Genomic DNA, 19,943 nt, shown 5'->3' on the forward strand with positions numbered 1-19,943 from the left:
TCCAGCGTCAGCGATACGCCATTTGGCATCGACGCCTGCAGCCGCACTGACGGTACTAATCCCGCAGACCGGACCGCGATCCCACCAGTGTGTCGCTCCGCAGGCGCCGGAGACGTCTCCACACGGATAAACGCCGACGGATCCGGCAACTGCCCCGTGCTCCGCTGCCCGTTCGCACTCTGGCGCTCCTGATACTTCCTGACCCATTTGCGCAGTTGGTTGGCGTTGACACCATGCTCCAGCGCAAGCCTCGCCACCGATATGCCAGGCTCGAGGCACGCCTCGACCAACCGTACCTTCCCCGCACGACCATAATAGCGCCGGCCGTCACTCGTCACCCTTACAACCTCGAGCCCATAGGAGCCCACCGGTGCCATCTCCATGTGTCCACCTCTTCCTTGGTGGACACATCCTTCACACCGCGTCACTCAACCGAACAGGTGCGCGGAAATTCGCGCTTACGAAAAAGAGACCAACCGGGGCACCGAAGAACTCGAAATTCCGCAACATGGCGGCTTTGCGAGCGACGTAGTCATCGCGGGCGATACCGTAAAGATTATATAGACCGTAGCCAACAGCCCGACGCCGCGACAAATAGGGTTCTGGAACAGGCGATGGCGCGTAAGCATATTCTTCCGACTTCTCGCCTCGTTCGGCATCCTGGATTACTGCCGCGCTCAGTCTTCTCTTCGTCTCTCCAGCGACAACGACAACCTTCCAAGGTTGAAAGTTGGTGCCTGATGGCGCCCGAGAGGCTTTGATGATCAGATCACGTACTTCTGCCATCGATACCGGCGTATCCAGGAACCGGCGGATCGATCGACGACTGGCGACAACGGTCTCCACTGCGATTTGCCGATGGTCCATATTATGATTTTCGCGGTGCGTGGCGCACGAAGACATAAGGGCTCCAATCTGAAGTAGGTATTGTGTCTCTCGACATCGAGCCACCCAAGAACAGGTGATCCCCGGGTGATCGGATGAGGGTAACACGGCCATTTTGTTCGACGAGGACGGGTGGTTCTGACGGCAAGAGCAGTTTCCTGAAAATGGCTGCCCGCCCCGACTGGCAAATGCCCGGAGGATTTTTAGCGACGATGGTGACGAGGAAATAGTGCCCGCGGCGACCTTGCGCCAATCCGGATCCGATGACTATTTAGATGATTATCGACATAATGAAACACTTTGGAATGTGGTTGCTTCATCATGCGCATTGATCCTCGACTTCTCATCGAATTCGCCGCTGTCGCGGAAGAGGCGTCGTTCACAAAAGCGGCCGAACGCCTTCGCATTGCGCAGCCCTGGCTTTCGGCACGCATAAAGAAGCTCGAAACCATGCTTGGCTTTGGGCTCATAGATCGGACCACTCGCCATGTCGCTCTGACGCAACGAGGGCGGACCTTCCTCGAAGCAGCACGCGCCGTCACCATTGCAAGCGAAGCCGCCAACGCACTGGCACAGAACCTTCGCCACCGGGAGCGGGTTGGTTCAAGGCCCCCGTTTGAAAGCAGGGTTGAGCCGGAGTGATCTGAGCGATGCGGAATAGCGTGTTTTTAAAGACTTACTGCCGATAGAAGCGGCGAACCGTGGGCGCGGCCGTCGCCCGAGGATAACCGGTCGATCATCAACGGGATACTTTGGCGGCTCCGCCGCGGAACGCCGTGGCGCGATGTTCCGCCCAAATACGGGAATCGGAATACGATCTACCTTCCGTTTCGGCGCTGCCGAAGCCGGGGGCTGGGAGGGGGTGTCGGTCACGTTGGCCGAGGTCATGACAGCCGTCACTACAGCATCGATAGCACCACCGTTCGCGCCCATGTTTCGGCAGCGGTCGGCAACGGGGTCTCATCAACGAGCTCTTGGCCGATCGCGGGTCGGGTTTACCAGTCACTGTCTCGCTGACGCCCGAGGACGGCCGATCGCATTCCCAGGACCTAGTCGTACCCGACCTTCTCTTTGCAAGGGAACTGGATCACGAATTCGGTGACCGCCTGTGCGGTCTGGGTATTGTCATAGAGGCGTTGGATGGCGGCGAGGTGACCACGGTTAATGATCTGATCCCGGAAAACTGGATCGCTTGGAGTTAGAGTTTTTCGCCGTAATCTCGCCTGGCTGGGAGGAGCGAAGGACGATGAAGGCATCCAGATTCTCAGACGCACAGTAGGCGTTCATTCTGAAGCAGGGCATGGACGGCGTTCCCGTGGCAGACATCTGCCGCAGAGCCGGGATCAGCCAGGCGACCTACTTCAACTGGAAGAAGAAGGACGACGGCATGTTGCCGCCGGACATGCGCCGATTGAAGCAGCTCGAAGACGAGAACGGGAAGCTGCGATCGAAAGACAAGGCACGGCTCGATCCGTGGATCGCCATGGTAGTTGAGACCAAACTTGCGGCATTCGCCGCCGGCGTCGAGGCCGACAAGGATGCCGTTGCCGCGGCGATCTCAACGCCGTGCTCCAACGGTCAGGTCGAGGGCGAGATCAACCGCTTGAAGGCCATCAAGCGGCAAATGTACGGGCGCGCCAAAATCAACCTGCTCAAGGCCAGGCTTATGGCACCCGCATGCTCCGAATTGCACCGAATGTGAGTTGGCCCACCGTTTGCGTGCGGATTGACAGCCAGGAGCAACAATCCAGACTCGCTTATCGCTTTATTTGAAAATCGACCGGAACGGTCAGTTCGACACTATCGGGTTTTTCCTTGGGTATCGCAGGCAGCGGCTGTGCCCGCTGTAGAGTATCCAGCGCGGCTTGATCGAGGTCGCGCGAGCCCGACTTCTGGACGATCTGGGATGATAGCACCATGCCGGCCCGGTTCATGACGAAGCGAACAAGAACGGTCCCTTGGTGGCGAGCCGCGCGCGCGCGCGCTGGATAACGGCGGAACCGCTCCAGGTGCGCCAGTATCTGCCCCTCCCAGTTGGGCTGCGCGTTGTTGGAAACCCGGCTTGCGGGTGTGGGCGCGACGATATTCTTGGGAGCGGTGGTTTCGGGAACCGGTGGACCAGGATCAATCACCTCGACAAGCGGCTCGTGCGTTTCTGTAGCCGACAGGGGTGGCGGGACGAGCCGGATCAGGGGCGTCGGAATCACGATGTCGGGCTTTACAACGGGTCGCGCCTCTTGGCTCTCGACCTGCTGCGGACCAGGGGCGACTTCCCGGACAGGCTCTGCCGGCGCGGCCAGCGGAGCCAGTTCCATGACCGTGAGCGGTCGTGTCGTCGAGACAACCGGCGAGCGAACCGCCTTCCATGTGAACAAGGCTGCGGCTAGCATGAGCGCGAACAGAGATGCCGTGCTCCCGAAACCGGCGAGACGCGTGCGCCAGTCCATCGGTTGCTCACAATAGCGCGCGTAAGTGCACGGCACCTCTTCGAACCGAACGCCTGACGCTGCCGATCCGATCGCGTCGCTCCTTTGCCTGGGTCGATCGGGATAATAGGGCCGGAAGGCAATATGGCCTTCAGAGACAGGCGTTTCGCCATTGTTTGTTTCACGCTGGGCTCTGCGATAGCGTCCCGGCCTCATGGTCGCTCTCCTAGCTCCGGTCGCCGAACGATCCATGATGCCCAGAACAACAGGAATGCCAGGATTGCTCCAGACAAAGGCGGACCCGGCCGGACGTGGAACCAGAACAATCCGAACCCTGCCGCCATGCCCGCGCATGCCGCGATCTTGGCGCGGCGTGGTACCGCGCGCTCCTTGCGCCATGCGCGTAGCCCCGGCCCGAAACGAGGATGATTGAGCAACCAGGCTTCCAGCTGAGGGGACGAGCGTGCAAAACAGGGCAGCGCCAACAAAAGAAAATCAGTCGTGGGAAGCAGCGGCACGAAGATGCCGATGAAGCCAAGGGCAACGAGCATCAAAGCCAGGACGAGCCATCCGGCGCGGGCTGCCCGTCCGCGCCGGAGGAGTTCGTGGTGCGTTGCCTCAGCCAAGACGGGCATCGACATGCGCCTGTACCCGCGCGAAAGCCGCCAGCGCGCCTTCATTGACATCCCCTTCCTGCGCATCGGTCAGGATCACGGCATCAAGGGCGGAGGTGAACGCGCGCCAATGCGCGGCCGGGCCCTCCGTTGCGGGCGCGAGATGCCGCGCACCGTGATCGTCGGACAGCCCCAGCTTCTGCGCTTCCTTGCGGAGCAGCGCTGCCCCCATGTTCGAACCTTCGGCGACGTAAAGCCAGCCCAGCGCGGTTCCCAGGTCAAGCAGCGTGTCGACAGCAAAACTGGGCGCCCCTGATATGGGCGCTGCAACATCAAGATCCTCCATGTCCGCCACGACAAGCGGGAGACGGCAACGCTTCATGAGGTCCGGAAAGGCCACCTGAAGGTGCGGTTGCGCGTAGAGAGCCGCCACGTCCCGGTGGAACAGGTACTGGATGCCCAGAAAGCGCTTGTAACGTTCAAGGCTGGCGAAGGAGAACCCGGACATGATCGAGTGGTCCACACCCTCATGGACACCGCGGGTAAAGGCCTTGAGCCGCTTGGCGCGGCTCTGCTCATCAATGGGATGTTCGGTCGTCGCTACGGTCATGGGCAATTCCCTGCCTGGTTGATTGTCTGATGAGCAGGATACCGGGGCGGCCCTGCTTTTCGCCCCCCTTTCCGATCGTCTCCGATGAGGGTGTGAAGCTCGGATCGGGGGGAAGATGGTTCCGCGCGGGAAGGGCCCGAACATCGGCCTTCTGCCCGATTTCGGAATGGCGCATCGGGAGAGCTAGAACGCACGGCTCAGCCTCACGCTGGCGGTGGTGCGCTTGTAGGAATAGAGCCAGTCGATGTTGCTTTCGACGCGATTGTGCTGGAACACAACCTCAGGCGTCAGCCCGGCGAAAGCGAAACCGGGGAAGCGCGCGATCGCCGTGGCATTGAACTGGTCATCGCTCCGCTTGGCGGCGAAGACGGCGCTATAGGCGCGGTTATCGCGATGCCGGTAGGAACCGAGAAGAAGAAGGCTGGCGCTTTTGCCTAGCGTCCTGCCGATCCCCAAGCGCCCGCCCCATTGCCGGTAGGCGTTGGTGGCCGCCGGAGTGTCCTTCACGGCAAGATCCGGGCCGCCAAACACCGTCCATCCCGGCGCCGGCGTATACCACGCGGTCAGGCTGGTATCGATGAGCGGGCCATCCTGGGAACTGAAACCGCGCTGCCGGTAGCGATAGTCGCGATAATTGCCCTCAAGCCGGAGCAGTACTTTACGGGACAGGGTATGCTGCCACTCGGCATTTGCGCCCCAGGCATCGTAGAGGACGGATGAACCTAACGTCCCAATGTCAAAGGATGGCGACAGCGAGAACGTGTCACGCGCAGACTGATATTGGTAGCCAAGCCGCATGATGAGGCTGGCTTGCGAGTACTCATGTTCACTTGGGTACACATCGCCGAAAAGGAGCGCGCGGGCGCGCAAACCGTGATGGCCCGATATCGGAATGCTGCGGTTGAGCGAGCCTTCGAAACTGATCCCCATGGCCTTTACCGCATCGGGCAACTGCCGGTCGAACAGGCAAGTGCCGTCGCTGGTCGCCAGCAGGCAGGTGTAGCTTTCGGACGATTGATTGAGATTGGTGCTGTAGCTGGGGCCTATGGCGATATTGCCTTGCCAGCCCCGCCGCTGTCTCAACGCCAGGAGAAAGGCGTCTACGGTACGGACCACCCCCGTCGATCTGTCGCCATCGACAACCAGGCGTTCGCGCACCTGCCGGAAGGCGTCCTGCGCTTCACGGTCCTTGCGGTTTTCGAACAAGACCCGCGCCAGTTCTAGTTGGCCCGACATGAGATCGGGGTCGAGCTCCACCAGTGCACGATAATGCCGTTCGGCTTCACCCAGCTTGCGATCCTGGCGCGCAAGCGCGCCCTTGGCGAAAAGCACGAGTTTGGGATCACGATCTGTGTATCCCTCATAGGCCGTCAGAAAACGGCGAGCCTCGCTCCATATGCGGCGCCGGATCGCAATATAGAGGGCCTGTCCCATCTCATCGACATTATCGCCGACCGCGTAAGTCTTGCCGTCGATTTCCAGCGACGTCGGGGGCCCGTCCAGCGCGTCGGCATCTTCGAGAAGCCGGGACTCTGTCTTGCGCTCCTGCCCCTGCAACTCCTGATCAAGGCGCAGCCTGGTATCCTGTTCCGCTGTGCTCTGTGCCAGAACAGGGACCGAAACGCATGGAGCGGCGGCACACAGAAGCGTTGTCAGACCCGTTCGACAACGCGATGCAATGGCAAAATTCAAAATCGGCATGTTAGGCTTCGATCTCTGCGGCGATTTCGCGCAAGAGAGGCCAGAGCCGGGAAAGCCCGGCCCTGACCTCGGTGTTCACAGATGCGCGATCACTGCTTGCCGCCAAAGGCGGTATCGTACTGGCTGCTGCTGAACTCCACGATGCCAGCCAGCGCCTGGGCCGTAGACCCGAAGAACTGGCCGCTCACGATACCGCTGCTGGCGACCGGCACCGTGGCACTGGTGGAAAGGTTGAACGCTTGCGCGTCAACGCCGGTGATCGTCGAGCCCAGGATGTCGGCCGTGCCGATATCGACCTTGTAGTTGGCCGACTGAATCGAGCCGGTCAGCGTGTCGTCGACAAAGTTTGCGGTGAAAGTCCCGCTCAGCTGACCATTCCCGGCATAGTTGCTCACACCGTAGACGTTATAGTTGACCGCCGTCCCGGTGAGCGCATTCACGGCTGCGTTCGTCGAGGCGCCGGTGCCGCCGAAATAGACGGTGTGGTCGCCGGCCGATGCGCTGCCGGTCTGGCTCCATTCGCCGTAGTAAACGTCATAACCATCGACCTTCGAGAAATCGAAACGACCATATTTCGAATGATCGGTGGTGGTGCCGGTCGGGTTGTCTACCGTGGTCACGATGTTGGCTGTCGGCGTAGCCGTCCCCTGCAGACCTTCGAAATCGACGAAAAAAGTGCCGGGCCCGATAGCCGGAACGGAGATTCCGACCTTCCCGATCGTATGAGGCCCAAACGGGACGTTGCTGACGCCGATCTGGACCTTTGCCGAGTCGCTCGTATCGGAAACGATCTGCGCCTGTGCGGTCCCCGCGAGAGCGAAGGAAACGGCCATGGCGCCAACAACGGCTTTGAGATGAACGAATTTCATTCTAGTTCTCCTGCGATCAAAGCACCTGACCATCAGGTGCTCTTGTCCAGGGTCGCCGCCGTCATCCCGTTTGCAGATGGCAGATGCGGTGGCGGCCCTGAATCCCGTGTCAGAACCGTCCTGTCAGGCTCAGTCGTACCGTCCGTCCCGGAGCGGGCAGCATCGAGCGCGAAAGCGGGTCCATGTAATAGCGGTCGTTGAGGTTCGTGCCGGCCAGTTCGGCGCTGAACCGATCGTTGAGGCGAAAGCGCGCATAAGCGTCGAACGTGATGATCTCGCCCCATGTGTAGGGGATGTTGAGCGCGCACCCGCTGACGCACGTCTCGCCAGTGGTCCATTCCTCCAGCGGGTCGGAATTTTTGTAGGCGCTATACCAGGTCAGGCGCCCGCCAACCTCAAGACGTCCCTCGAAGAAGCGTCCACCGACGTTCCAGTTCACGCTGGCCTCCGGCGTGGCCTGGGTCAGCAGGAAGCTGCTGACGAAACCATATTTGACGCAGTTCGGCACACGATAGCCGCGAGCAGTGTCAATTCGCACTGCCACGTCTTCATCGCAGACTTGGTTCTTGGTCATATGACCGGCACTGATATCGGTGAAGAAGCGCCCATTATCGAAGCGCGCCTGCAACTCCAAGCCGGCGATGGTCTGCCTGTCGAGATTGCTGAACAGCAGGTTGCTGGTACGTTCGATAACGTCATGTGTGGTGTTGTGATACCAAGTGAGCTTGACGTCGGCGCGCTGGCCCTCGCCGCGCAGCCCGAAAAGCGGCCGCAGGTCCTGTATGAAAGCGGCTTCCCAGGATTTCATGCGTTCAGGCTTCAAATTCTGGAAGGGATCGATCGACGCGGAAAAGCCGATCGTGCTCTCGAACATGCTGGGCCAGCGCAGCGCCTCGGCATAGCGGACATAGCCGCGGCTGCTGTCGCTGATGTAAACCGTCGCCGATACGCTTGGCACCCAGCCATGCCCGGACTTGCGCTTGGTTTCAGTGATGGAAATCAACTCGTTTACCGGGCTGACCACACATGTCCCGGCAGCATAATTGGTAATCGAGTCCAGATAGCCGTTGATGCAGATGTTGCCGGAGCGGCTATACTTACCCTCCGCATCCGGCAGCCAGTCCGATCCGGCATGAGTTACCTCGAATGCGTACGGATTGGCCGCATAAGCTGCCACCTGCCTCGCGACGGCCCTGTCGATTGCCGCCTGCGAGGCACCGGTGCTGGCCAGTTCGGCCCTGCGCCAGGCTTCGAAGGCCTCGACCCCGAATTCCGACGTCTGGTAACTCGTCGTGCTCTTGAAAGCATAGGACTGAAGGATCGAGCCGCCACTGGCTTCGATCAGTTTGGGCAGGAAATCGTCCTTCGCCCAATAGCCGGTATAGGCGAGGCCCGCATTGAGCTTCAGGAAGCTGACAGGCTTCCATTCGCCGCTCAGATTAATGCGATACTCCTCGCGGCGCCCTTCGCGCGGATAGGCGCGCGAGCCAAAATCCGTGTAGAGCAGGTAATCGTCGTTCGATCGCAGTTTCTCGTGCTGCCAGTTGGCATCCAGTACAAAACTCAGTTTCGATGAGAGGTTGAACTGGTTGCTCGCACTGAAGCCGAAGCGATCGTTACGCGAATTGGCTAGCGCCGTGTTGACGATGATGGGATTGGCCGTCGAGGCCGCATTGGGAAAGCCGCCCGCGCTATAAGTATCGCTGACGGTATCCGTCAGCCAAGCCGTTGCCTTGAAATCGATGAAACGGCTGTCGGGCTGCCATTTATACTCGGCGTTCCAGGCCTGGGCATGCACCTTGCTTTCGGGCCACTGGATATTGCCGAAGGTATAGCCATCGCCCGTCGTCATGATCCGTGAAGGCATGATCTCCCCGAACCGCGACCCAGTATCGCGAAAGCCGATTTGCAACGCCTGGTCGTCGGCGATGTTCCATTTCGCCTTGAGCATCACCGATTCCAGTTCGCTCGATGTGTTCGGCACTTCGTTGCCGGGCTCGTAATGGAGACCCAGCACGCGAACATAGGTAGTCGCGCCCAGAGCAAGGCCTTCCTGCTGGTAATAGTCGGCCTTGTTCGTGCCCGAGAAGTAGTTGCCGCGCTCTCGGAACGCATAAGCGCCGAACAGCTCAAGGTCGCCAATGCGCCCCGCCGCCGCGATCCGGATCGCCCGGTCGCCGGCCGAGAACGCTTCGTTATCGTCTTTGGTCCGCAGGTTCACGCGCAGCGAAGGATCGCCGTAGGGGAAACTGGCCGAGAAACCTGTCGGAAACCCCGGAACGTCGAGATGATTTTGCCCCGTCAGCAGTGTTGGCCAACGCGGGTTGGTCGAGTTGTTGCCGCCTTCCAGCTTCAGTTCGATACCGAAGGTTTCGCCGGACTTCAGGATATCGGCTGCGTCGAGCGTGTTGACGACCACCGCGCCGCCAGTTGATCCGTTGACCCCGCGCGTGGATACCGGCCCCTTGAGAACCTGGATGCCGGAGATCAGGCTGGGATCGATGTAGCTGCGGTTCCCCGCGCCGTTATAGCCCTTCCAGACCGTCAGCGCCTGCTCGGTGCCATCGATGATGACCGGGACCCGTCCTGGCCCCTGAATCCCGCGAATGCTGGGATCGAGCGCGCCGCCATTGCGCGCGTCGCCACTGAACACGTTGACCATGCCCTTGAGCACGTCCGCCGTGTTGGTGCCGCGATAACGCTCCACCTCTTCGCGGCTTGCGAAAGTGGAGGACACATCTCGGTCGTAAATCTCGTCCTTGCGTCGCTCGTCGCGCTGGGCGCCGGTTTCCTGTGCGGCGACGGCAACATCGCCCGTGCCTTCGACCCGTAGAGGACCCAGGACAACCGTCTCGCCCTGCCCTTGGTCGGGCTCCGACACCGCAATGCGGCGCAAGGACACGATCCTGCCGTCGATGCGCGCTGCAAAGCCCGTCGAAGCCAGGAGCCTGTTCAGCGCCTGCGAGGCGCTCATGGTGCCGCGCACCGCAGGTGCCGAGATCCCGCGCACCTGATCCGCGTCCATACTGACCTGAAGCCCGGACTGGCGACCAAAATCCGCCAGGGCATCGACCAGCGATTGCGCTGCAATGTCGAAGTTGCGAGGCGTCTGCACACGTGCTTCCTGCACTTGCGCATGCGTCGGTGTATTCAGTCCTGCGGCGGCCCCTGAAGCCAATAGCGCGCTCGTCCAGATCCGCCGATTTACAAACCCTTGGAAAATACCCCCCGAACCCACCTCGTGCATTCCTTCCGTCTAAATCGTACGCTCAACCTGAACCGCTATTGCGACGCAGTTGCACTTCTTAAACGTGCCAGCTGAAACGGATTCCGGAAAAAAATGGGAGGGGGCACAAAAAACTTAGTCGGTGACAATGCGTACCCAGGGCGAAGCATTGATGACTCGCACGTCATGCGCCCGTGTCAGGGCTTCAAGCGCCTGGTCGGGATGGCTTAGATCGTAAATGCCGCTTACGCGGCGCTCGGCGAGCGCCGCTCCCCGAACGACGATATAGCCCTTGTACCATGGACGGATGCGGTCGATCACGTCTGCGATCGACTGGTCGTCGACGATCGCAATGCCCTCGCGCCAGACGGCCACTCGGTCAGGACGGATCGCACCGCGCACGGCCCTGCCCGCCGCGTCAGTCGTTAGCGACTGTCCCGCTGTCAAAAACATCCTATCGGGGGTTATGTCTTCTGGTAGGATCACTGCGACCTTGCCGCGCGCAACACCCACATCCGCGCCACGCTGGGTCTTTCGAACGGAAAAGGCAGTACCCAGAACGGTGATAGAACTGGCACCGGCCTTGATCCTGAACGGACGCGCCGTGTCGCGCGCGACATCGAACCAGGCCTCTCCGCGCAGCAGGCTTAAGTTGCGGCCATTTGCGCCATTGACAAAGGCAATGGCCGAATCCGGCGCCAGATGGACTTTGCTTCCATCCTCCAGCGTCACGAGACGGACTTGACCAGTCCCGGTCGTCTCGTCCGCGTGAAGCTGAAGCCAGAGACCAGGCGCGATCGCCCAGCCTAAAGCGAGGGCGATCGCGGTGAATGCCAGCGTGTTCCTGCTCCGCAACGTCGCGCGCGCCAAGGATGGCGGTATCCAGGTCCGCTTTTTTCGCGATGGTCCAGCAGCGGTCATCAGGAGGGAGACCCGCGTGGTTTCTTCCCACGCGGCAAGATGGGCCGGACTCGAGTTCAGCCAGTCTATGAAAGACAGGCGCAGCCCATCATCTTCGGGATGGTCGTCAAGTTTCACCAGCCACGCGGTGGCCTGGCGGCTGAGATCGACCCGCTCTGGCTCCACCTCCTCGTTCCCGCTCATCGCCTTGTCCTGTGGTGCGCCGCCGAGCGGCACATGCTTGTCGTTGCTCTACGCATTAAACGAACGGCACTCCTGAAATTCCGGAACTTTCTGCAAACGAGGTCAGTGCCTGCGCTTCAACGCCTTTTTGCAGAACTCGACGGCATCGATCACCAGTTCGGATGCGACACTTTTGGAGATGCCTAGTTCGACGGCGATTTCGATCAACTTCATACCGTCGAAGCGGTGCATCTCGAAAGCCCGGCGCGTCCGTGCCGGCAATCTCTCCATGGCTAAGCGAAGCCGTTCCAGTTCGTCCTTTGCCTCCAAGACAGCCTGCTGCGATGGCTCATCGCTCGGTACAAAGCCTGCCAGCCCTCCCCCATCGGGTATGAAGAGCCGGTTCGCCCGTCCCTGTTGGCGCTGCCTGTCGAGAGCGAGGTTCCCCACGATCCGAACGAGATAACCATGAGGTTCCTCAAGCTGGCGCGCGCCTGCAACTGCGCGGAAGCGCAACCAGGCCTCCTGCATCACATCCTCTGCTTCGCTAGAATCCCCGGTTATCCTCGTGGCGTAACGAAGAAGCTCCGCCTTTGCCGCGAGAAATACCTGAAGGGTATCCACTTTAGACACCCGATGTCGCGCCCCCGCCAACTCTAATGATGAGATGCTCAGTAGCACTTAGGAATTTGCGAACCAATCGCAAAAACGTTCATGAGTACGAAGATTCTTTCCTAGCGATCCATACGAAATTGGCGCCAAGCCCGACCGACGGCATGTGGGGCGCGTTGCTGCCATCCTGCCATCGACCCGTCCTTGCCGCTCAAAGTCTGACGTGGTCCCGCCTTCTTGGACAGTTTGACGGCTGAGTTAAGCTAATCCCATTTGTCGTTCATGCCGCCATTTTGGTTATGAGATGATGGGGGGCATGCCCCCCATCACCTGATTGCGCGATCCGCCCATAGGCCTCTGCCGGGGTTTGTCCGGCCAGACCCGAGTGCGGCCTCAAGGTGTTGTAAAAGGTAATCCACCGGGCAAGACCAGATCCGGTTTCGAAAGCATGGAGATAGGCACACTCGTACTTCAGGGATCGCCAGAGGCGCTCGATGAAGACGTTGTCCATCCAACGCCCCCGACCATCCATGCTGATGCGAACCTCGGCCTCGCGCAGTACGCTGGTAAAGGCCTGCGATGTAAACTGGACGCCAAGAACCGGCTGAATTTGGCATGATTTTGACGTGACGGCGCGGGAGGGTCCGGTGGGCCTCTGTTTTATCCTCCTGATCTTCTGATTTTCGGGTGTTGGACAGCCTGAAGGCCGGTTTTCGGCGTCACGCGGGCGCAGTTCGCCCCTCAAGCCAGGCGAGGCGTTGGAAATTATAGACGAGGTTCGCCATTCCGATTTTGATGCGGGCGCGGGCGATGCCGATGGGGCGCACGACAAGCCCCATGCGGTGTTTCTGGCCGGCGAACACGTGCTCGACTGCTGAGCGCACGGCGGAGCGCTTCGCATTGGCCTTGGCGATGCGCTCGGGCATCGGCCGGCGTGGCGGCTTCTTCTGATGGATGTGGCTGGTGAACATGCCCTTGGCGAGGAAGGCCTCGTTCTTCTTGGACCGGTAGGCGGTGTCGGCCCACACGCCCGAGCCGGTGTTGTCCTTGCTGACCACCTCGGGCAGCCGCGCGCCGTCGTGGGCATTGGCGGCGCTCGCGCCCCAGGTGCGGATGAGGCCATGAGCTCAGTCGATGCCGATGTGATTCTTGTAACCGAACATCGGGATAGCGAGGTCGACTGGCTTCGCCGCCTTGGGATCGGCGCCCTCCTTCACCTTTGCCTTGGTGTACTTAACGCTCCAGCGTGCATCGCGATCCTTCTGCCTGATCTGGGCCGATTTACAGCCCTCGGGCACTCGGCCCTCCTTGATCGCCGTCTTCTCGGCCTCGGTGTTCCTCTGCTTGGGTGCCGGCACGACCGTGGCATCGATGATCTGCCCACCCATGGCGAGATAGCCCCGCTCGGTGAGCGCGGCATCGAAGCGAGCGAACAGCCTGTCGATCGCCTTGGCCTTGACCAGCCTCTCGCGGAACAACCACACCGTCGTTGCGTCCGGCACCGTGCCGTCGAGCCCGAGCCCTAGGAAGCGCTCGAACGACAAGCGATCCTTAATCTGGAACTCGGTGGCCTCGTCAGACAGCGAGTAGAGCGCCTGCAGCGAGGATCTTGAACATGAGGACCGGATCAAACGGCGGCCTGCCACCCTTGCCGCGGACACTTCGCCGCAGCGCTGCTACCAACGGGCCGCGGAAAGCCTCGAAGTCGACGACAGCCGCAAGCCGTTCAAGCGGATCACCTGCCGCGCTCAACGCCTCGTATCGGTCCGAAAGATCGAAGAAACTCGGCTGTCCCGCCATCATCGCCTCCACCCTCGTGCAAAGGCAGTGAATCACCTCAAGCCGCTAGGCGCCAGCGGTTTTTCGAGGCGTCCGGCTCTCTCCCGATACGCACGTCTTCGGCTCGCCCTAGCCATTCTAACGACTTGAGTTAATTTGAATGCGCTGCAACATATCCCCGCGCGACGTGACGATCGGGCTTGACCCACGCACGGCCGCGTAACGGGAAATGGGATGTGGAAGCGATGCAGCACGAAGAGACAGCCGATCTGCCTTACCTGCGCAAGGTCGTGGGCGCCTCGATGGCGGGAACCGTGGTCGAATGGTACGAATTCTTCCTGTACGGAACCGCAGCCACGCTTATTTTCGGCAAACTGTTCTTCCCGGCCACCGGCAATGATCTGGACGGCGTAATCGCGGCCTTCGCCACTTATGCGGTCGGCTTCATCGCACGCCCCCTCGGCGGCATCGTGTTCGGTCACATCGGCGACAGGATCGGGCGCAAATCGCTGCTTCAGTTCAGCCTGATGCTGATCGGCTGCTCAACATTCTTGATGGGTTGCCTCCCCACGTTCGGCGCGATCGGTTATTGGGCGCCCGTGCTGCTAGTCGTGCTGCGCTTCGTCCAAGGCTTTGCACTTGGCGGGGAGTGGGGCGGCGCGGTCCTGCTGGTGGCAGAGCACAGCCCCAATCATAGCCGCGCCTTCTGGGGCAGTTTCCCCCAGGCTGGCGTGCCCTTGGGCAACCTGCTGGCAACGATCGTTCTGCTGGTGCTGTCGGCGACATTGTCCGACGCACAGTTCCTGTCTTGGGGCTGGCGCTTCGGCTTCTGGCTCTCGGCCGTGATTGTCGGGATCGGGTATTACATTCGAACCCAAGTCTCCGATTCCCCGATCTTCGAAGCCGCCAAGGCCGAAGCCGAGGATCGGGCGCACCAGGGTTACGGGCTGGTCGAAGTGTTCCGGCGCTACCCGCGCGGCGTCTTTACCGCGATGGGCCTGCGGGTAGGCGAGAACATCCTGTACTACATGGTCGTCACGTTCTCGATCACGTATCTGGCGCATATCGGCGTCGATACGACCAAGATCCTGACTCTGCTGTTCTGCGCCCATATCCTCCATGTCGTTCTGATCCCGCTGTTCGGCGCGATGGCCGACCGGATCGGGCGCAAGCCAGTGTACCTGCTGGGCGCAACGCTCACGATGGCATGGCCCTTCATCGCATTTCCGATGTTCGGCAATGCCAGTACGGCCATCGTGCTGGGAGGGATTTTCCTGGGCATGTTCGTCCATGCCCTGATGTACGCACCGCAGCCCGCGATCATGGCCGAGATGTTCCCGACCCGGATGCGGTATTCCGGAGTCTCCCTCGGATATCAGGTAACCGCGATCTTCGCCGGGTCCTGGGCTCCCTTGATCGGCACCAGCCTGCTGCGTGAATATGACGACTGGCTTCCCATCGCGTTCTATGTCGCGGGAGCCGGAGCGATCAGCCTGATCTCCGCGCTCGTCATGACCGAAAGCAAGGGCGTGTCGCTGCTGGCCATCGACCGCGAAGACGAGCGCCGTCTGGGGACGACTTCAGGCTGATTCCGGCGCCCGGACGGCAGGAAACCAGCCGAAGCCAAGCGCCGCAAAGAGCATCACCGTAGGCGCGACCAGAGCGGCCGGACGAATGGGCTCGACGGGAGATTTGCTCAGTTCCATCGTCAGATAGGCGAGCCAGAAGCACGTCGGCAGCGAACGTGTCAGCACGAACCGCCGCAACAGCGCAAGCGTCCCGGCGAGCCACGTCCCGACGAGCACCGCCAGCCCCAGATATCCTGTCTCCACGATGGTCTGTATATAACTGTTATGGAAGGAAAAGGCGGTTCCTTCCTGGCGAATGTCGAAATGTCGCCAGAGCCCGACCGCATCCGGGTTCGTCGGGGTCCAGAAACCGAAGTAGCCGGTCCCGAGCCAGGGACGTTCGGCTATGATGAACTGGGCACGATACCACAGGTAACCCCGCCCGGTGAGCCCGGCATCCTTCGACGACAACTGCTGCACTATTTCCAACAACTGCTCGAAGAAGACGGCGCCCAGGCACAAGCCTGCAACCAGCACAGCGGCAGCACGCGCCTTGAAAGCCAACGATCGCATGCGCAATGCCAGAAGCAGCACCAGTAATGCGCCGCTCAATGCCAGCGAGGCCACGGCACCGGCAGATCGCGCCTGCTCGGTCGCGAGGATGCAAACCACGGCTATGCCTGCAAGACCGGCCGCCCATCCGAATGCCCGCCTCTCCAGGCTTGCCGCGAGCATGGCCACCGCCAGAAGCGCCCCCGTGGCGGCGCTGTCGGCGAAGTAGTTCTTCGCTTCTCCGCCAAGGCCGAACAGTGCCGGAGCCCCGGTCACGCCGTCCGGCCGCGTATGTCCGACAAGAAACGAAATCACGGTATAGCCCGCAAAGGCGCAGAAAAGCCCTGCCAGCACCGCCCTCGGGCGAACAGCCTGCGACAACAGCAGGCCTGCGAACGCGGTCACCGCCATCTGCACCGCCGCTCTGCCCGTCACCAGAGGCTGAACCGCCCATGCGATCGAGACCAGCGCGACGATGGGATAGGCCAGTTGCCATCGGCATCGCAGCAGGGCTTCGCGGCATTGATCGATCCTCAGCGCGGCATACAGGCACATCAGCGCCAACCCCGCCGCCGCACCCGCCGTGCCCAGATTGGCGGGTATACGCGCCAGCACGATGAGTATGCCTCGACGCAAGGAGCCGGCGATCCCGGCTGATTTACTCGATCAACTCTTGGCCGGCAGCGATGCGGCCAGTGCGCTCCAGCAGGGCGGCCTGCTGGATTCATTGAAGAAGGCGCTGGCCGAACGGGCGCTCAACGCCGAGATGGATTACCACCTTGGCGATGCCTCGCAGGTCGGGAACAGCCGCAATGGCTATGGCCGCAAGACGGTGGTGACGGACACCGGCAAGATCGAGATCGAGGTGCCGCGCGATCGTCAGGCCAGCTTTGATCCGCAATTGATCGCCAAGTACCAGCGCCGGTTTCCGGGCTTCGACGACAAGATCGTCTCGATGTATGCGCGCGGCATGAGCACACGGGAGATCGTCGGGCACTTGCGCGATCTGTACGGTATCGACGTCTCGCCGGACCTGATCTCGACGGTGACCGACGCCGTGCTCGAAGAGGTCGCCGCCTGGCAGGCCCGACCGCTCGATCCGGCCTATCCGCTGGTTTTCTTCGACGCGATCCGGGTCAAGATCCGTGACGAAGGTCTGGTCCGCAACAAGGCTATCCACATCGCGCTAGGCGTGCGTGCCGATGGCGGCAAGGTCGTCCTGGGCCTGTGGATCGAGCAGAACGAGGGCGCCAAATTCTGGCTGCGGGTGATGAACGAGCTGAGGAACCGCGGTGTTGAGGACATCATGCTGGCCGTCGTAGACGGCCTGAAGGGCTTTCCAGAGGCCATCACCGCCGTGTTCCCAGAGACGATCGTCCAGACCTGTTGGTGTGGACGGCCTCCCAACGGCATCACGATGTGCCACGATGAGGTTGTTGAAGACCACATGAGGGAGACTGTCCGTGGAGAAGCTTATCCGTATTGGGATCGACACGTCAAAGCACGTTTTTCAACTTCACGGGGTCGACACGGCCGAGAAGCCGGTACTGCGCAAGCAGTTCCGGCGAGCGGACATGATGATGTTCTTCGAGAAATTGTCGCCGACCAGCGTCGCGCTTGAGGCCTGCGGTGCATCTCACCATCTTGCGCGGTTGCTGACCTCTTATGGGCATGAGGTAAAACTGATCGCCCCTCAACTGGTCAAACCCTACGTGAAGCGCGGGAAGAACGATGCAGCGGACGCAGAAGCCATCTGTGAAGCGATGAGCCGTCCCTCGATGAGGTTCGTGCCGATTAAGACACCAGAACAGCAGGCGGGATTGATGCTGGTCGGTGTTCGAGAGCGTCTCATCCAGATGCGGACTCAAGTGGCAAATTCCATCCGGGGTTATGCGGCCGAGTTTGGTCTTATCGCCGCCAAAGGCAAATGCAGGATCGAGCAGCTTCTTGACCGTCTTGCTACCGATCGCTCTATCCCCGCACTTGCCCGGACATTGTTTGCGACGCAGGGAAAGATCTTCCGGCAGCTTGAAGAAGAGATCACCGAAACGGAGGCGCAACTTGCACAGTGGCACCGTGCCGATGAGCGTGCGCGCCGCTTGGCTGAGATACCAGGCGTTGGCCTGATCGGCGCATCGCTTCTCACAATGAAAACGCCAGCACCCGAGCTGTTCGAATCCGGCCGACAGTTCGCGGCGTGGATGGGACTCACACCGAAGGATCATTCGACCGGCGGCAAAACCAGGACAGGCAAAATCACCCGTGCTGGGGACGAGGCCCTAAGAAGCGTGCTCGTAGCAGGCGCCACAGCATTGTTACGGCATGTTCGCGTTGGACGCGGCAAGCATGCGACCCCCTGGCTCTTGGACCTGCTGAAGCGGAAGCCGCCTAAGCTGGTCGCCGTGGCCCTCGCCAACAAGATTGCTCGCATCGCGTGGAAACTGATGGTATCGGGAGAGCGCTACAAGGCATACAGTGTTGCGCGGCGATCTGGACGAGAAACGCATTGCCTCGCCTGAAATGCTCCCGGCAAACCTGCCGTTGCCTCATCTAAACTGCTCCCGGCATTGGCCGGGAGGGAACGATGCGGAAGGTGAGCATGGCGACGCGCAGGGAATTGATTGAAGCAGTCGGCGAGCGGTATCGCTCGGCCGATCGCGCGAGCAAGGGCAAGGTTCTCGACGAATTCGTCGCGATCACAGGTTTCCACCGGAAGCATGCAATGAGACTATTGCGGGCGGAGCCGTTGATCAGGGAAACGACGCGACCCGAGCGGAGAATTTACAACGAGGCGGTGCGCGGAGCGTTGCTCGTATTGTGGGAGGCCAGCAACCGCCTGTGCGGCAAGCGACTTCGGCCGCTTATCCCGATTCTGATCGAGGCGATGGAGGGCCATGGCCATCTTGATCTCGATCCGGCGATCAAAGGAAGCTTGTTGCAGATGAGCCCGGCCACGATTGACCGTGTTTTACAGACCGCGAAAGGGAACAGCCATAAGGTCCGGCGTCGCGGCGTGGCGGGATCTGAACTTAGGCGCAGTGTTCCGATCCGAACATTCAGCGATTGGGGAGATCCGGCGCCGGGACATATGGAGGCCGACCTTGTTTCTCATAGCGGTCCGGTGGCGAAAGGGAGTTGGACTTGGACGCTGACGTTGACGGATATCGCGACAGGCTGGACCGAATGCGCACCGTTGCTGGTGCGCGAGCAAACGTTGTTGGTGGAGGTACTCAAGGAGCTGCGCAAGCTGATGCCGTTCCCGTTGCTGGGATTTGATTCCGACAATGACAGCGTGTTCATCAATGAAACCGTGCGCGATTACTGCGCGACGACGGAAATCGCGTTTACCCGCTGCCGCCCCTATCGCAAGAACGATCAGGCCTGGGTCGAGCAGAAGAACGGTTCGGTTGTACGCCGTCTGGTGGGCTATCGCCGGTTCGAGGGACTGGAAGCAGCTGGGTTGCTCGCCGAATTGTATGCGGCGGCGCGCCTGTTCGTGAACTTCTTCCAGCCCTCATTCAAGTTGGCGGAGAAGCGCCGCGACGGCGCCAAAGTCCACAAGCGCTATCACGCTCCCGCGACACCGTTCCAGCGTTTGATGGATGACCCGCGGACCAGCGAGCAGACACGCGAACGGCTACGGGACCTCGCCGCCAGACTGGATCCGGTTCGACTGCTGCGAGACATCCGCACCGCGCAGCAGAAACTGGTGGTCCTGGCCGACGCCGTCGTCTTGGCAGATCCCACCGAAACCTCCCCCCCACCGCTGGGGGCGTTCCTCTCGAGCCTGAAAGTTTTATGGCACAATGGTGAGGCGCGGCCCACGGCGGTTGATAAAGCGCCGCGCAAGCGAGAACGGCGTCGACCGGATCCACTGCTTCAGGTTACCGACCAGTTAACCTGTTTTATTCACGGAGGCGGGTGATAGGGTTGGCGGGAGTGGCGTAAGCGATTGCTTTGCAGTAGGAAAATGGGTGTCTAGACCAGTCCTGCAGCGAGGCAATTTATGCCACGGACC

At 61.0% G+C, this 19,943-nt stretch carries 15 protein-coding genes and 6 pseudogenes; 8 read left to right on the forward strand and 13 right to left on the reverse strand.

What is annotated here, in order from left to right; genetic code table 11:
• Positions 1 to 383, reverse strand: a 383-nt coding sequence (tnpA, locus tag ACYPYD_RS19875; protein WP_459661712.1) for an IS66-like element accessory protein TnpA, incomplete at its 3' end; no start/stop codon positions are given.
• Positions 384 to 414: 31 nt separating this feature from the next.
• Positions 415 to 846, reverse strand: a complete 432-nt coding sequence (locus ACYPYD_RS19880; RefSeq protein ID WP_236727522.1) for a nitroreductase family protein — start codon at positions 844 to 846, stop codon at positions 415 to 417.
• Positions 847 to 1,206: 360 nt separating this feature from the next.
• Here ACYPYD_RS19880 and ACYPYD_RS19885 point away from each other — a divergent pair, with 360 nt between their 5' ends.
• The 4 genes and pseudogenes from ACYPYD_RS19885 to ACYPYD_RS19900 all read left to right on the forward strand — a co-directional run bounded on the left by ACYPYD_RS19885 (position 1,207) and on the right by ACYPYD_RS19900 (position 2,587).
• Positions 1,207 to 1,527, forward strand: a complete 321-nt coding sequence (locus tag ACYPYD_RS19885) for a LysR family transcriptional regulator (protein ID WP_036531034.1) — start codon at positions 1,207 to 1,209, stop codon at positions 1,525 to 1,527.
• 69 nt (positions 1,528 to 1,596) lie between these two features.
• Positions 1,597 to 1,902: pseudogene (locus ACYPYD_RS19890) on the forward strand (transposase); the annotation flags it as partial.
• 283 nt (positions 1,903 to 2,185) lie between these two features.
• Positions 2,186 to 2,332: pseudogene (locus tag ACYPYD_RS19895) on the forward strand (transposase); the annotation flags it as partial.
• 36 nt (positions 2,333 to 2,368) lie between these two features.
• Positions 2,369 to 2,587 carry a hypothetical protein gene (locus ACYPYD_RS19900; RefSeq protein ID WP_375154540.1) on the forward strand — a complete coding sequence of 73 codons (219 nt, stop codon included), beginning with the start codon at positions 2,369 to 2,371 and terminating at the stop codon, positions 2,585 to 2,587.
• A gap of 55 nt (positions 2,588 to 2,642) precedes the next feature.
• On the opposite strand, the gene ACYPYD_RS19905 is transcribed toward ACYPYD_RS19900, so the two are convergent.
• From ACYPYD_RS19905 to ACYPYD_RS19950, 10 genes and pseudogenes are all read right to left on the reverse strand, one after another.
• On the reverse strand, positions 2,643 to 3,332 hold the full coding sequence (locus ACYPYD_RS19905) for an energy transducer TonB family protein (protein WP_036531032.1): 690 nt from the start codon (positions 3,330 to 3,332) through the stop codon (positions 2,643 to 2,645).
• A 191-nt stretch (positions 3,333 to 3,523) separates the two neighbouring features.
• Positions 3,524 to 3,952, reverse strand: a complete 429-nt coding sequence (locus tag ACYPYD_RS19910) for a YbaN family protein (RefSeq protein WP_375154539.1) — start codon at positions 3,950 to 3,952, stop codon at positions 3,524 to 3,526.
• A complete protein-coding gene (locus tag ACYPYD_RS19915; protein ID WP_036531030.1) occupies positions 3,930 to 4,535 on the reverse strand; it encodes a biliverdin-producing heme oxygenase in 606 nt (201 codons plus the stop codon). The genes ACYPYD_RS19910 and ACYPYD_RS19915 overlap by 23 nt, the downstream gene beginning before the upstream one ends.
• 183 nt (positions 4,536 to 4,718) lie before the next feature.
• Complete coding sequence (locus ACYPYD_RS19920) at positions 4,719 to 6,236, reverse strand: surface lipoprotein assembly modifier (RefSeq protein WP_069709340.1); 1,518 nt, start codon at positions 6,234 to 6,236, stop codon at positions 4,719 to 4,721.
• Positions 6,237 to 6,325: 89 nt separating this feature from the next.
• Positions 6,326 to 7,105, reverse strand: coding sequence for a Slam-dependent surface lipoprotein (locus ACYPYD_RS19925; RefSeq protein WP_036531028.1), 780 nt, complete (start codon positions 7,103 to 7,105; stop codon positions 6,326 to 6,328).
• Positions 7,106 to 7,214: 109 nt separating this feature from the next.
• Positions 7,215 to 10,352, reverse strand: coding sequence for a TonB-dependent receptor (locus ACYPYD_RS19930; RefSeq protein ID WP_459665031.1), 3,138 nt, complete (start codon positions 10,350 to 10,352; stop codon positions 7,215 to 7,217).
• Between the two features lie 114 nt (positions 10,353 to 10,466).
• On the reverse strand, positions 10,467 to 11,435 hold the full coding sequence (locus ACYPYD_RS19935; RefSeq protein ID WP_459665033.1) for a FecR family protein: 969 nt from the start codon (positions 11,433 to 11,435) through the stop codon (positions 10,467 to 10,469).
• A gap of 102 nt (positions 11,436 to 11,537) precedes the next feature.
• The gene (locus tag ACYPYD_RS19940) at positions 11,538 to 12,038 is read right to left on the reverse strand and encodes a sigma-70 family RNA polymerase sigma factor (RefSeq protein ID WP_236727521.1); all 501 of its coding nucleotides are present in this window, start codon (positions 12,036 to 12,038) and stop codon (positions 11,538 to 11,540) included.
• A 268-nt stretch (positions 12,039 to 12,306) separates the two neighbouring features.
• Positions 12,307 to 12,621, reverse strand: a pseudogene (locus ACYPYD_RS19945) (transposase); the annotation flags it as partial.
• A gap of 124 nt (positions 12,622 to 12,745) precedes the next feature.
• Positions 12,746 to 13,826, reverse strand: a pseudogene (locus ACYPYD_RS19950) (IS5 family transposase).
• Between the two features lie 224 nt (positions 13,827 to 14,050).
• Between ACYPYD_RS19950 and ACYPYD_RS19955 the strand changes: the two are divergent.
• Positions 14,051 to 15,394 carry an MFS transporter gene (locus ACYPYD_RS19955; RefSeq protein ID WP_036531019.1) on the forward strand — a complete coding sequence of 448 codons (1,344 nt, stop codon included), beginning with the start codon at positions 14,051 to 14,053 and terminating at the stop codon, positions 15,392 to 15,394.
• Here the strand turns inward: ACYPYD_RS19955 and ACYPYD_RS19960 are convergent.
• Complete coding sequence (locus ACYPYD_RS19960) at positions 15,386 to 16,540, reverse strand: O-antigen ligase family protein (protein ID WP_036531017.1); 1,155 nt, start codon at positions 16,538 to 16,540, stop codon at positions 15,386 to 15,388. The genes ACYPYD_RS19955 and ACYPYD_RS19960 overlap by 9 nt on opposite strands.
• A 7-nt stretch (positions 16,541 to 16,547) precedes the next feature.
• Here ACYPYD_RS19960 and ACYPYD_RS19965 point away from each other — a divergent pair.
• The 3 genes and pseudogenes from ACYPYD_RS19965 to ACYPYD_RS19975 all read left to right on the forward strand — a co-directional run.
• A pseudogene (locus ACYPYD_RS19965) lies at positions 16,548 to 17,312 on the forward strand (IS256 family transposase); the annotation flags it as partial.
• 76 nt (positions 17,313 to 17,388) lie between these two features.
• Positions 17,389 to 18,444, forward strand: a complete 1,056-nt coding sequence (locus ACYPYD_RS19970) for an IS110 family RNA-guided transposase (protein WP_051587225.1) — start codon at positions 17,389 to 17,391, stop codon at positions 18,442 to 18,444.
• Positions 18,445 to 18,509: 65 nt separating this feature from the next.
• Positions 18,510 to 19,823 (forward strand): annotated as a pseudogene (locus tag ACYPYD_RS19975) (integrase catalytic domain-containing protein); the annotation flags it as partial.
• Between the last annotated feature and the right edge of the window lie 120 nt (positions 19,824 to 19,943).

The sequence above is a fragment of the Novosphingobium sp. 11B genome (assembly GCF_054589055.1).

Coding starts and splice junctions, on each gene's coding strand:
- ACYPYD_RS19885 (WP_036531034.1), top strand. CDS start 1,207: ATGCGCATTGATCCTCGACTTCTCATCGAATTCGCCGCTGTCGCGGAA.
- ACYPYD_RS19900 (WP_375154540.1), top strand. CDS start 2,369: ATGGTAGTTGAGACCAAACTTGCGGCATTCGCCGCCGGCGTCGAGGCC.
- ACYPYD_RS19905 (WP_036531032.1), bottom strand. CDS start 3,332: ATGGACTGGCGCACGCGTCTCGCCGGTTTCGGGAGCACGGCATCTCTG.
- ACYPYD_RS19910 (WP_375154539.1), bottom strand. CDS start 3,952: ATGTCGATGCCCGTCTTGGCTGAGGCAACGCACCACGAACTCCTCCGG.
- ACYPYD_RS19915 (WP_036531030.1), bottom strand. CDS start 4,535: ATGACCGTAGCGACGACCGAACATCCCATTGATGAGCAGAGCCGCGCC.
- ACYPYD_RS19920 (WP_069709340.1), bottom strand. CDS start 6,236: ATGCCGATTTTGAATTTTGCCATTGCATCGCGTTGTCGAACGGGTCTG.
- ACYPYD_RS19925 (WP_036531028.1), bottom strand. CDS start 7,105: ATGAAATTCGTTCATCTCAAAGCCGTTGTTGGCGCCATGGCCGTTTCC.
- ACYPYD_RS19930 (WP_459665031.1), bottom strand. CDS start 10,352: ATGCACGAGGTGGGTTCGGGGGGTATTTTCCAAGGGTTTGTAAATCGG.
- ACYPYD_RS19935 (WP_459665033.1), bottom strand. CDS start 11,435: ATGAGCGGGAACGAGGAGGTGGAGCCAGAGCGGGTCGATCTCAGCCGC.
- ACYPYD_RS19955 (WP_036531019.1), top strand. CDS start 14,051: ATGCAGCACGAAGAGACAGCCGATCTGCCTTACCTGCGCAAGGTCGTG.